At 48.6% G+C, this 13,022-nt stretch carries 11 protein-coding genes and 1 tRNA gene; 7 read left to right on the forward strand and 5 right to left on the reverse strand.

Translation table 11 applies throughout. The features are described 5' to 3' along the window. Nucleotide 1: 1 nt before the first annotated feature. Nucleotides 2–2,815 (forward strand): Npt1/Npt2 family nucleotide transporter, encoded by a 2,814-nt coding sequence (locus tag RIH33_RS00400; protein WP_406651664.1) that lies wholly within the window; start codon nt 2–4, stop codon nt 2,813–2,815. Nucleotides 2,816–2,821: 6 nt separating this feature from the next. Here RIH33_RS00400 and RIH33_RS00405 read toward each other — a convergent pair whose 3' ends face one another. The 4 genes from RIH33_RS00405 to RIH33_RS00420 all read right to left on the reverse strand — a co-directional run bounded on the left by RIH33_RS00405 (nt 2,822) and on the right by RIH33_RS00420 (nt 8,490). Continuing rightward, nucleotides 2,822–4,087, reverse strand: a complete 1,266-nt coding sequence (locus RIH33_RS00405; protein WP_406651665.1) for a hypothetical protein — start codon at nt 4,085–4,087, stop codon at nt 2,822–2,824. Continuing rightward, the gene (locus RIH33_RS00410) at nt 4,084–6,987 is read right to left on the reverse strand and encodes a PEP/pyruvate-binding domain-containing protein (protein WP_406651666.1); all 2,904 of its coding nucleotides are present in this window, start codon (nt 6,985–6,987) and stop codon (nt 4,084–4,086) included. Before RIH33_RS00410 ends, RIH33_RS00405 begins: the two co-directional genes overlap by 4 nt. Before the next feature lie 486 nt (nt 6,988–7,473). Further along, nucleotides 7,474–7,860: a hypothetical protein gene (locus RIH33_RS00415; RefSeq protein ID WP_406651667.1), complete on the reverse strand. Its 387-nt coding sequence runs from the start codon at nt 7,858–7,860 to the stop codon at nt 7,474–7,476. Between the two features lie 60 nt (nt 7,861–7,920). Further along, nucleotides 7,921–8,490, reverse strand: a complete 570-nt coding sequence (locus RIH33_RS00420; protein WP_406651668.1) for an RNA polymerase sigma factor — start codon at nt 8,488–8,490, stop codon at nt 7,921–7,923. Between the two features lie 122 nt (nt 8,491–8,612). Between RIH33_RS00420 and RIH33_RS00425 the strand changes: the two genes are divergently transcribed. The 5 genes from RIH33_RS00425 to RIH33_RS00445 all read left to right on the forward strand — a co-directional run bounded on the left by RIH33_RS00425 (nt 8,613) and on the right by RIH33_RS00445 (nt 12,467). After that, nucleotides 8,613–9,230, forward strand: coding sequence for a hypothetical protein (locus RIH33_RS00425; RefSeq protein WP_406651669.1), 618 nt, complete (start codon nt 8,613–8,615; stop codon nt 9,228–9,230). A 10-nt stretch (nt 9,231–9,240) separates the two neighbouring features. Beyond that, on the forward strand, nt 9,241–10,410 hold the full coding sequence (locus RIH33_RS00430) for a L,D-transpeptidase family protein (protein WP_406651670.1): 1,170 nt from the start codon (nt 9,241–9,243) through the stop codon (nt 10,408–10,410). Next, nucleotides 10,407–11,099 (forward strand): L,D-transpeptidase, encoded by a 693-nt coding sequence (locus tag RIH33_RS00435; RefSeq protein WP_406651671.1) that lies wholly within the window; start codon nt 10,407–10,409, stop codon nt 11,097–11,099. The genes RIH33_RS00430 and RIH33_RS00435 overlap by 4 nt, the downstream gene beginning before the upstream one ends. A 1-nt stretch (nt 11,100) precedes the next feature. Then, nucleotides 11,101–11,856: a hypothetical protein gene (locus RIH33_RS00440; RefSeq protein WP_406651672.1), complete on the forward strand. Its 756-nt coding sequence runs from the start codon at nt 11,101–11,103 to the stop codon at nt 11,854–11,856. A 128-nt stretch (nt 11,857–11,984) separates the two neighbouring features. Continuing rightward, a complete protein-coding gene (locus tag RIH33_RS00445) occupies nt 11,985–12,467 on the forward strand; it encodes a hypothetical protein (RefSeq protein WP_406651673.1) in 483 nt (160 codons plus the stop codon). Between the two features lie 11 nt (nt 12,468–12,478). Here the strand turns inward: RIH33_RS00445 and RIH33_RS00450 are convergent. Further along, a tRNA-Gly gene (locus RIH33_RS00450) sits at nt 12,479–12,551 on the reverse strand. A 129-nt stretch (nt 12,552–12,680) separates the two neighbouring features. Here RIH33_RS00450 and RIH33_RS00455 point away from each other — a divergent pair. Continuing rightward, on the forward strand, nt 12,681–13,022 hold the full coding sequence (locus tag RIH33_RS00455; protein WP_406651674.1) for an HIRAN domain-containing protein: 342 nt from the start codon (nt 12,681–12,683) through the stop codon (nt 13,020–13,022).

The following is a 13,022-nucleotide window of genomic DNA, read 5'->3' on the forward strand; positions in this document are numbered from 1 at the left end:
ATTGTTAGAACAGTCAAAAGATCTCATTAAAGCATTTTTACTCAGGACTTTTGATGTACGTGAAGGGGAATATCAGCGGGTGCTGCTCATGCAGCTCAATATCTTTCTGCTGATATTCACACTCCTGGTCATAAAACCTGTAGTCAATGCCCAGTTCTTGTCCATGATGGGCGTTGACCAATTGCCGGTAATGTTTCTACTGGTGGCCATCAGCGCCATGGGTGTGTCGATGGTCTATTCCAGAGCGTTGGGTAGCCGGTCGCTGCGGCGCATTTCCAACTCCACCCTGCTGATCTCAGTAGTCCTGCTGACCTTCTTTGGCATCTTGCTGAAGCTCGATATCTCACCAGCACTGGTGCTTTATGTGCTCTATATCATCGTGGCAATCTTCGCGGTACTGAGCACCTCTCAGTTCTGGATCATGGCCAACCTGGCTTTTGATGCGCGTGAAGCCAAGCGACTGTTTAGTTTTATAGGCGCAGGCCCCATTGCCGGCGGTGTGGCTGGCGGATACATGACCTCCATACTTGCCAATTACATAGAGGGCACCAACCTGATCTTTTTTGGTGCTGCCCTGCTGTGTATTTGTATTTACCTCAACAATGTAATCTGGAGCAGACATATACCCAAACTCACCACCTTCCAGCGAAAAAAGCGGATGAAGGATTTTGGCGATCACCCCATCTGGCTCATCCGACAGTCGAAGCACCTGACCTACCTGGCGCTGATCATCAGCATAGGGGTGATTGTCTCCAAACTCATCGAGTTTCAATTTAGCAGTGTGGCCGTCCAATCCTTTGATGATCCGGATGAGCTCACTTCCTTCTTTGGATTCTGGCTTTCCACCTTCAATGCGGTCTCGCTGCTCATACAGCTCTTTCTCACCCGACGAATCGTGGGCACTTACGGCGTAGGCTCCTCCCTCTTTGCCCTGCCCGGTGGTATTCTATTGGGGTCGTCCCTTTTGCTCTTTGCACCTGTCCTCTGGGCGGGAATTTTCACAAGGTTATGGGAGGTATCCGTGAAGCAGTCTGTCAATAAATCAGCTACTGAGCTGCTGGCATTACCAATTCCCTCAGGCATTAAAAGTCAGACGAAAAGCTTCATCGATGTATTTGTAGACCTGGCGGCCACCGGACTGGCGGGTTTGATGCTTATTTTCCTGATCAATGGCCTTGACCTGTCCGTCAGAGCGGTCAGCATCCTGACCATCTTCATACTCATCGTCTGGATATGGGTGGCTCTGAAAGTGAGACGGGAGTACCTCAATTCTTTCAAATCAAAGCTCACTCAAATTGACAAAAAGAATGTTCAGCCGGATTATAGCAATATATCCGTGTATAACGGACTCAAACGTGCGTTGGAAACCGGCACAGAGCCACAGATCCTGTATGTTCTTGACAAAGTACGGGAGATTCCGGACAAGCGGCTTTTTGACAATGTCAGTCAGTTTTTAATGCACCCATCACCTGTCGTACGGGCCCGCGCACTGCAGTCCATTTATTACCTGGAAAAAACAGTGGAACCGCAAGTACTGGAAGGGCTGCTCTCAGATCCTGATCAGGAGGTTCGGTACAAGGCTTTTGCCCAGCTCCTGCGTCAAACCAAAGAGCAAAGAATCAACCTGATTCACAACTATCTGACCCACAGTGATCCTACCATCAGTGGTGCGGCCCTGGTGGGGCTGGCTGAGGAAGCACGAAACAATGAGGAGATGAAACGACTGCTGAAGGTAGAGCAGCGTATTCATGAGAAGATTGATTACATCGACCTGGCAGAAAATTCGGAAGAAAAATACCTCTATAAAGTAATGATCCTTCGGGCTGCTGGCCACGCCAATATTCCTGCCTTCTACCCTACCATCCGCAGCTTTATGGACGACAAGGAAGTCCGTGTGGTCAATGAGGCCATACTGGCGGCTGGGTTCACGATGAACGTGACCTTCATAGAACGGCTTACAGAATTTCTCGTCCCGAAAGACACCCGAAAAAATGCACAACTTGCCCTGCTCAACTATGGGGTGGGCATTTTGCCGGAGCTGGATCGGGTGGTTCGAAAAGAAACGACCCGTGCGGAAGTCTCCCACATGATTCCCGGGGTACTGGAGCGGATAGATGCCTATGCTTCGGTGAAAGTGCTCCTCTCCTTTCTCAATACCAATGACGTCATGCTGCGCCTGGAGGCACTCCGATCCCTCAACGCACTCCAGCGAGACTTCCCACATCTCCGGATTAATAAAAAAGACATTCTAGGCCATGTCATAGATGAATGCAATGTGTATAAAAACATCCTCGGGGTGTTTTACAAGCAGCGCCAGTTACTGCCGGTGAATGAATCGCCACAGATAAAAGAGGCTCGTACCCAACTCACCAGCCTGCTCGAAAGGCGACTGGACGGCACACTTGAACGGATCTTCAGGCTCATAGGCCTCAGATACCCGCCGGATGACATCATCTCGGCCTATGAGGGCATCAGGAATGTCAATGAGCACGTACGACTCAACTCAGTAGAATACCTGGACAACCTACTGGAGCCCACACTCAAAAAAGCGCTGCTCCCCATCGCGGAGAGTGCCATGCTGGATGTACTCAGTAAGGACGTCATTGACAACCTGAAGGTCACAGTACCTGATGAAAAGAAATGTCTGTTTATGCTCCTGGATGGACGCGATGCCAGGCTGAAACTGGCAGTTTTTAAGCTCATAGAAGCCGTGGGGTCTATGGAATACAAAGAGATGGTGCGGCCCTTCCTGAACAGTCATCATGAGAAGATCAGAGAACAAGCTGTAAAAATCCTCGGACAGCAAGCTCACTGAATCATTCTATCTCAGCTTGCAGATCCGGTCGATGCTGGAAGCCAGCGCCGCATGGTCGCTGGCAGAGTTTTTCTTCAGCACATTGCTCATGAGCACTACCAGGTAGGTGGTACCATCAGCATGCTCCACAATGGCCACGGAGTTCATATAATTATTCACATTGCCAATGTACTTACCACACTGGTATCCCTCCTCTTCCCTGCAACTGTACAGACTGCCAGACTTAAAGTAAACGGCCGCAGTGGTCAGCTGAGGTGCTGCTGCATACCTGATCCTGCGATCGGTCATGTAGAGCATTCGCTTGATCTCCAGACTGGACGCTGAGTCTACTACCTGCCCACGTTCCATGGCCACCAGATATTTCATCAGCCCGGAGGGTGTACCAATACTGCCACCCTTGCCGGGAATAAATGATCCCGCACCCTTGGTAAAGAACGCCCCCAGGCGCCACTCGTCTGTAGTAATGCCCAACTCCCGCAGTGGGTCATTGACTACCGAATTGGCAATCTCACTTAATTGAGCTTTGGGTGTTGTGCTGAAATATTCATCGGCTTGCTCCTGGGTAAGTGTGGGGTAATCCTTGCCGAATACACGCATCAGCACAGCCTCCCTCCAGACCACACTGGCAGCACCATTGTTACTCACAGAAAGCATATGATCTAACCATTCGTACAGTGAAAATACGTCAGTCTCCACCACCGTTCGTTTCACCAACTTCCTCGTTTCCAGGTTAAAAATCGGTACGGTATGTTCGTCATGCATGGCCCACTTCCCTGCCCGTACGGAACGATCCCTAAGTAGTGCCCTTCGCTGGTCAAATGAGTCTGGGTAGATTTTGGACAATTCGGCGAAGAAGCCGGTGGCTACAGCGATCTTCCCGACGCTGCCCGGTTGATACTGTCCCTTTTCCTTTCTGGAAGCATAGCGTATGGGCTTACCGGGAGTAATATCCAGTAGTGCCAAAGAGTAGCTTTCGTCCAGGTTCGGAAAGAGGGCGTTTACAGATTTCTGAAATTTTGCATCTACAGGAGGTAAGGCTTCCAGGCTATCTCCTTTGGCGTCCAAAAGGTTCAGTTTGATCGCACCGATGGACTTCTGAGCACCTGAAATGGGCTTACTTTCCTTGAGCTCCCCAGCCATGATCAGTTCCAGACGTTTCAGCCTCCGAATTCCGGTAAGTTCATAACCATCAATTGGATAGAGGTTGTCTGCAGAGGTAAGTACCAGACATCCCAAAAATCCCGAAAGCACAATCTTCAAAGTCAGTTTCATAAAGCGGTATCTAAAGGTATCAATTGGTCTTCTGCCAAAACAGGGGTAATGGATCTGAGGAACTCAGACGCTGCGGCCCGCTTATTTTCCACAAACGGCCGGACCTGAAAAAGCCATACCTTATCTTTTTTGAATCCCAACTCCACATCATACGGACTCCTCATCCCTATCTCCCCCAGCTTTTCCTTCAGAGCTCCAGACATTTCCTGAAGGCTGCGCAAATTGGCCTCTGACAGTACTGGTTCTTCAAATGTAGTATGCTTCTTCAGCGTACCTCCTGAGGTTGGAATGGAGGTATAGTCCGGCTCACGAGAGGGAGACAGGAGAATGGTTCTGTCCGCTTCCAGCAGCCAGGTTTCGCTTGCCTGTCCTTCCACAGCGCCACCCACACCTCTATTGAATGCCACGGTGTTGTCATCAGGCTTCCCGGTGGTCACACCTTTGGTGATCAGGACACCGGAGCAGTCTGCATCTACACTGGGGATGATGAGGATAGAAGGAAACACGTTTTCGGGGTTGAGCAAATATTTTTGACGCCACTTGTAGCTGCGCTCTGTATACGGAGATGCCCAGACATCTTTGATTCCCTGCAGGATTTTTTGCGCATCCAGCACATTGAAAAGTGTGAGATTGAGACCCGCTCCGGTGAAATCCTTGAGGTCTTCCATGTTGGTATCACTGCGAATGAAAACCGGCACTTTACCCAGCGCTACCCCAAAGGCTTCTTTAAACTTTGCGTTCAGCGCAGCCTCAAATTCAGGCATCAATTTGATTTGCCTGATCGCCGCTTGCAGTGCCTCCAACCTGCCCATCACATACTTTTCAACTTCTCCGTCCGTAGACCCGGCGATACTCATTTGCTCCGCCACTTCAAAGGTGGCTTTCAGGTATTCCCAATAGCTCACCCCCTGACCGGGCATCGCCTGGTCAAAGTGCTGCTTGAAGATGGCAAAAGGGATCACGATGCCATTGACCACATGATCCGGAAATAGCTGCTTGAGTTGGCCGAGATTGGCCGCTTTGGGGCCGCAGATAATGCCCGAATTGGAAGCATTGACATCACGCAGGTTCAATATCCTGGCATCATCCAACTCCATCATTTCCACAGGCACACTTATTTTCTCTTCGTTTCTTACCTTTTTGGTAAACAGTGCCTTCTCCACGGGAGTCATCTCAGCGGCCAGCTTCATCAGCACGGTACCTTTGTTCGAAACGGCATAAAATACCTTTTCTCCATTGTAGGGAAGCAGGGCTGTTAAGTTTTCCATGGACAGCACGGCATTCGGAATCCCCAGGTTGCGGGCGAGCAGCTGGACGTGCGAGACCATGTTCCCTTCCGTGACGGTAGCAATGCCTGCCACCGGTTTCAGGTCGGCAGGAGGCCTGTTGAACACGTAGATTTTATCACCAGACACCTCTATTTCCTCCGGGCTCTGAGTGGTCACCACCAACTCACCCATGGCATATCCCGGGTTGAGTCCGCGGGCTGCACTTTGATTTTTGATCCCCAGCAGCTGATTTGAAAACCCTGCCTGATCCGCAAAGAAATCACCCAAAAGAGATACACTACTGCCAAGCTGAAGCAAACACGAGGCCCGCACCCGGTCATCAATAAAGCCGTTGGCCAGTGGCTCAAAAGCTCCATAGCGCTTCACCACGTCCTGATAGTTAGCTCTGAACATTCCGGCACTCCATTCCACTGACCTGCGCAGGTGATCCAGGTAATCTCCCAGGACCTTCAGGGTCACCTCATCCTCCTGATCCAGGGTTAATTTGGAGGCTACTGTCTCCCATTCCCAGATTTCAAGGTAGCCAAAGCCCGTAGCTGCCTGAGCCAGGGTTTTGGATTTGAAGAGGAGTTCGGCAAGTGTCTCAGGCTTCCAAAGGGCTGACTCTCTGATAAGCATCGCTTCCATTTTGATGGAAGCATCAATCACCGCCAGACGCGCACTGGATTTCATCGGGTTCACAACCTGCCGGCGCAAGGCCAGTGCCGTGGTGGCGATCAGCTCACAACGGACCCGGCTGGTCTTTGCCCGACTGTACTGCTCCATGAAATCTACCAGAGTGCCATTGGCCGGTAAGCTATTAGGTACCTTTTTAGCAAGGCCTTTGAAATCACTGATGGCCACCGGCTGATAGAAAATTTCCAGCTGTGTCAGCAGGCTTGTGAACTTCTCCTGAAGCTCAGGCTTCAGCTTAGCGGTATGGGTGGTCTGAAAGTCCTTTACTTTTTGAATGTCTGACTCTTCGGGCTGACCATGCAGCTTTACCCGTAGGTCCATAAATGGATTATAGACGTCCGAAATTTCCTTGGAAATAGCCCTGACACTCTGGGCAGTGTTGTTGTCGCCGGTGTGAGGAATGTCCTTTGCACTTTGGCGAATCAAAAAGAATTGACCGACCAGACGACTCTTATCTTCGAGCAGCCACTGCAGGTAAGCGAGGCCCCAGGCTTCCTCATCCTCCGCCTGAAAAGCACCGCGATAAAACTGCGCCCTTCTGTTGATCCACCCACCATCATTGGCCCGTAGGTACTGCTCCAGACTGTATTGTTTCATACGAGACCCCTGGTATTCGGAGTCCCAAAAATCTTCATAAACCGTGGCAGAAAGGATCTGACCCAGAAAAATATGGTTGCTCACTCCCAAAGCCACCACCTCATCTCTATACCGGGCCCGCTGCACTCCGGGCTCAGGGCATCGCTCCTGTGGTGCCACTGTGGAGCCGTCTTTGCAAAACCAGCGGATGTCCTTGTAGGGTCCTTTAGAGTCCGTCTTATAGGTGCTGATCATTTTGCTGATGGCAGCATCGGTAACGGTCTTGTTACTTTGAGCAATTGTGTCGCCTATCAGGGCACCAAAAAATATCAGGAAAATAAAGCCTTTTGTACAATTCATTGAAAACAGTGTCTGGTCTGTGGGGATAAAGGTAACTAAAGTCAACTACGGACTTCCTTTAAGACAGGAGGTGCGTAGTATTTTGACAGTTCATACCTACTTAAAACGGCTCACCAGTGATGACATAGCAAAACCACTAAGTAAGCCAACTGACTACATGACCAACAAACACCTCAGCCCAACTGTTTCGCTGAGTATCAAAAGTGAAAATAAAAATGGACCGAACAGGCCCAAGGAGACCAATTATACCTCTTCGTCTTCGGGGTCCTGAGTCTTGGTTTTGTTGTGGTTGAGTACAAACAACAATACACCTATGCCAGAAAGAAGCAGGATGAGGTATGTAAAAATTCTTTTCATTACGTCAGTTTCTATTTGTAAAAGTTAGGACGGAGAATAACGATTAAGTCACACCCTTTCGTGGATTTTTTTCCGTCTTTTTTTTACTAACTAAATACAACCCGTAACCGGAGCCACCAACAGCCCCCATCAGAGCTTTCGCTCTTCCAAAATCTTACCGAGCTGATCCACTATCAGCATGTAGCGCTTGAGGTCAGCATCTCTAATGATCACCTCATAGAGAAGCTGATTTCCTTCGTTGATCAACACCGCATTCATAATTTCCCCCAGCTGATCCATGTGGGTTTTGATAGATACCGGCAGTAGCTCAGGGGTCAGGTACATGGTATACTTCTCCAGGAGACCCTGCGGGTGAAACACCGCGATGTATTCGATATCTTCCTGATAAAATATGGCCTCAAATTTCGCCTCCCGCTCCGACCAGTCGATGCTGATCGCTTTGGGGAAATTCTTATCAAAAGTGAGTAAGCATGACGCTGGTGGAGTCACCTCATTCCCATCAATTACCTTTTTCAAAAAATCATCCATTGCCCTTACATTTCTTATAATGACGTAAATAACCGGGAAAGTAACCGATCATCTGTGCTTTAAATATTTTTGACTATACAGAAACACCACCCTGGTGCGTGCTCTTTTCAACCTCATTTTGGCAGCATTCTCACTGATTCGCAGCGAAGTACTGATCTCCTTGATGGATAAGTCGTGCTGGTATTTCATCAGCAACAATGCCTTCTCTTCGGGGTGAATCTCTTCCAGTATCAGGAGTAATTTTTCGTAGGTGATTTCAGAGAGCGCCTCATCAGACTCATCTATGATTTCAGGAATTTCATTTTCCTTGTTCCAATCGGGATAGTGCAGTTTCTTCTTCTCCCGCAGATAGTCTATACAGTGGTTATAAGTAATAGAGTATAACCAGGAGGAAAATGAAGACTTCTGCTTAAATGATCCGATTTTTTCGAATGTTTTGGAAAACACATCCTCTGCCAGCTCGCGGGCCATTTCCCTGTTTTTCACAAAGCTGTAGCATTTGTCCAGTACCTTTTTATAATACCGTTCATACAGCTCCTGAAAAAGCCTCGAGGTATTCCCCTCTTTGAGTTTGTCTATGAGCTCAGCGTCAGACCATGTCTCCAAATCGGTACTCATTGCCACTTTAAAAAGTTTTCAAAAAATAAATTTCATTTCTCAGTTACCTTATGCAGGTAGTGCGTCTCAATCTAAAATGAAATATAACATTTAATCTTTCACAAGAAACAATTAGAAAAAAAATGAAAAAGAATCAATATTTGAAAGCGTTCGCTGCATTCGGTTTGGCCGCTGTGTTATTCACAAGTTGTGGTGATGTACCGCAAGCGGAAATAGACCAGGCTACCCTGGCTATTAATGATGCCAAGACAGCTGGCGCAGAGGTGTATGCCGCTGAGAGCTACCTGGCTCTTGAGGATTCTATGAAATCTGTCATAGAAACTGTAGAAGCTCAGAAGACCAAACTCTTCAAAAACTTCACGGCTTCTAAGGCAGGTCTGGCTTCTGTAGCACAATTGGCAACAATGGTGAAACAGGAAACAGAAACCACCAAAGAAGAACTTAAGAATCAGATTCAGGCGGAAATCGCCGAGGTGAAATCTCTGATAGAGGCTAACAAGCAGCTGATCACAGAAGCTCCAAAAGGTAAAGAAGGCACTACGGCCCTGGTGGCCATTCAGGGTGAGCTCTCTACCATTGAAAGCACTGTTTCAGAATCTGGCAGTTTGTTTGAAAAAGGTGAGTATTTCGCAAGTCTGGACCTGACCAAAGCTGCCAAAGAAAAGGCTGCTGCCATCAACACGGAGTTGCAGGATGTGATTGCCAAATACAAAGCAAACACCAAAGCTAAAAGAGGTTAAAAAGTAAAATTTGAGATTTTCCCAACAGCGCTGGATGCTGTTGGGGAAACTCATTTTTCAGCACCTGATGTCAAACCCTCCACTCAAGTGGTCCATCACGATACTAGTGATGCTTCTTACAGCCACTGTTATTATTCTGTACCTCATCAAATCTCCTTCGCCGGAAGAACAGCTTGGACTGGCCAGGCAAAACATTACTACTGCGCTGAAGGCCAACTCCGGTCAATATGCTCAATCATCGCTGGATGAAGCCACCAGGCTATATGACTCGGCCATGACGCTGTGGCAACTGGAAAATGAACGCATTTTTCTATTTAGAAACTACGACCTCACCCGGTCATACGCAGAACGCGCGGGCCTACTGGCCGAAGCCTCTGTGAAGGAAATAAACGCCGCTCAGGCCAAACTCAAATCTGAGGTATCCTTGCAGATCAGCCGAATGCAGGATCACCTGACAGCTTACCAGCAGCGCTATCCCCACATCCCCCTGAAGGCGAAGCAGGTTTCAGACCTGGCCCTGGGTAAAATATTGTTTGATCAGGCCAGGAGTGCCTTCCAAAAGGAAAATTATCCCGAATCTAAACGCAAACTGGACAGTGCCAGTCTGCTGATCTATACGGTGACCACCTATGCCGAGCATACCATAGAAAACTACATGAAAGCTTTCCCTGAATGGAACCAATGGGTCAATACCACAATCGAAGAATCCCGAAAACAGAAAAAAACCTGCCTGGTTGTGGACAAATACGCCCGAACCTGTCAGGTATATAAAAATGGAAGGTTACAGAAAACCTATACGTCGGAGCTCAGCTCCAACTGGATCGGTGACAAACACCACCAGGGGGACAAATCCACACCGGAAGGAATTTACCGGGTAGTCAGGAAGAAAGCTGGCACCGACACGCGATACTATAAGGCACTCCTGCTGGATTACCCCAATGAAGCAGATAAAATACGCTTTGCTCAAAATAAAAAAAATGGTTTGATACAGCCCAATGCGGCCATAGGCGGCCTGATAGAGGTGCACGGCCATGGCGGGAAAGGCACCGACTGGACAGATGGATGTATCGCCCTTCATAACGACGATATGGATGCCGTTTATGATCAGTGTCCGGTTGGCACCAGCATAGTCATCGTTGGGTCTCTCGTCCCCTTTCAAACTTTAATCTCCTCCAAATGATAGAAGAAATTGCTCCCGAATCACCAGTAATCGTCAATCGCCACAGACGGGTGCTTACCTGGACTGCTTATGGCCTGCTGACTGCCATTGGCCTGCTTACGCTCCCCTGGATCATTGAGAAAAGTACGTTGGCAATCATAGGGGCACAGTCCACTGAGAAAGTGGAGGAAGCACAAATCGCCAACCTCACCAGTCAGTTACAAAATGAGTTGGGCATTTTGGAAAAGAAACTGACCGCCAAGACCCCAAAAGGCGCATACATGATCGTAAACACTGCTGCCAATACCTTTGCACTCTACAGAGGGTCTGAGCTCATTCATGCTGACAAATGCAGCACGGGTAGTTATGTTTTACTCAAAAACGGAGACAATCAGGAGTGGATGTTTAAGACGCCAAAAGGAGAGTTCAGAATCAAATCGAGAACCGTAGCTCCTGTCTGGAAAAAGCCCGACTGGGCCTTTGTGGAAGAGGGGTTACCCATCCCGTCAATGAACCACTCCTCCAGATTTGAATATGGTGTGTTGGGCGATTATGCGCTGGGACTTGGTGATGGCTACCTCATCCATGGTACACTTTATCAGCGATTTTTAGGTCTGCCCGTCACACATGGATGCATCCGCCTCAATGACGCCAATCTGAAGCTGGCCTATGAGTCATTGAAAAACGGCTCCAAAGTTTATATCTACTAAGATGAAAATAACACTTTTGATCATCGCTTTCCTTTTGCTCGTCTTCCTGATCCAGCTGGGTATCGCTCCTGCAGGAGTGGCCCGTCAGTGGCGGGAAAAACTGGAGGCAAATGATAGCCTCTACATGCAAAACTACGATCCCGGCTATGAGATACCGGAGGTAGAAGCCCTGGCAAGAAAAAAGGCTTTTGTAGAAGCCCAACTGGAATTGGCTGAGGATGATTCTATTCACCTCATCGTCAACCTGAGGGATAGCGCCATTCACCTGGCCATTCATGGGGTGACTATCCATACCTCTAAATTGCCCGCTATCGAAAATGATGCTTTGCTGAAAAGCATACCTAACAAACTGTATCTGGGCCTTTTTTCCGATCCGGTGGCTATTACCAGTATCCAATCCACCATCGTGAAGGAACCTATTGTAGAGCGACAAGCCCCCAAAGACCCGGTGGAAGCGGCTCTGAACGCCTATGAACCAGACACACTTATCCAAAACCCTGCTTACATCAGGCTCAGACTGGTACATGGGATCGACCTGGTATTGGAGCAGCATTCCAACCCTTCTTTTGCCGAGCAATGGACACGTTTTAGGTTCAGGCAAGAAAGCCGCCCTACTGTGGGCAGTAGGGTACGGCGGATGATCAGCTTCAGGGGGCAGGAGTATACGCCGACCATAAGGTTGAAACTGCCTGCCAACGACATCCGCGCCCTCTACCGGGCACTGCCCGCCCAGCCGAAGGTAGTGCTCTACTATTGAGGCCTTGAACTCAGAAATAAAAGTACCCCGAACATGTGACCGGAAAACCACCTCCCCGTCTAAATAAAAGATTTGAGGGATCCTAAAAACAAACCAAATCCCTCTTCAAGTTTTAACCTGATAAACCGATGGACTCTTTTAGTTTGATAATGGGCATTGTCTTTTCACTCGCCATGTTTGGCCCTATAGCGTATCTGGTATGGGCTGGTCAAAGCCGGACCAAAAAAATGAAAACCATCCTCAAGAACCTGGCTCGCGACCATCAATTTCAGTTTGCCATGCAGGAGGTTTGGGGAGACAAAGCACTGGCATTGGACAGCATTCATAAGGTCTTCATCTACCAAAGCAGGCAAGCCGGCGCAGAGGCCAATAAAGTGATTGCACTTGCAAATGCCACCTTTTGTAAACTGGAGAAGAAAAAGGACAAAGTTCAGATTTTGATTGGCATTCAGGATGCACTGGGCGTGTACACAGAGACCATCTGCATTTACGACACCCAGTATGATGACACCACAGAAGCGGGCTTTCATGCCCTGTTGGGAGAAAAGTGGAAGGAATCGATCAAGTCGGTGATTGTGAGTGAGACCACTCGCCCTTCAAAAGCTGCCTGAGATCGAAACTGAGCGGGTAACCGGTCTCGAACCGGCGACCTTCAGCTTGGGAAGCTGACGCTCTACCAACTGAGCTACACCCGCATATTACAATAAATATAATGCGGAGATGAGATTCTAAACAAGCGCGCACGCAGGTTTTATTTTTGGATTCCAGGGGCAGGCTGTCCAGGTCAAAAATGATTTTCTATCTTTGAATCTTTGATCTGCACCATGGCCAAAATCATCAAAATCCCATCGGCGTTTGTTTATGAATCCAAGGTAGTGGGTGTCTCACATTCAAATGCGGATGGCACCTCCAGACAGGAGATCATCAGGCGCGAAGTAGCAGAAGAAGACCCTCTGTTTTTGGAGCTGGAACCCGACAATGAATTTGACCCGAATGCCGTAAAAGTGTTATCCAGAGAGAAGAATCAGATTGGGTACCTGAAAACCGAACTGGCAGAGCAGGTGCGATCGGCTTTGATCAATCAAACGACTGTCTACGCCAGGGCACTGTGGGTCAACGGAGAAAAAATGCTCGGAGTGGGTATCCGCATAGAACTGGTTAGCTGA

Source organism: Marinoscillum sp. (genome assembly GCF_040222955.1).
In the GTDB taxonomy this organism is placed as follows: Bacteria; Bacteroidota; Bacteroidia; order Cytophagales; family Cyclobacteriaceae; genus Marinoscillum.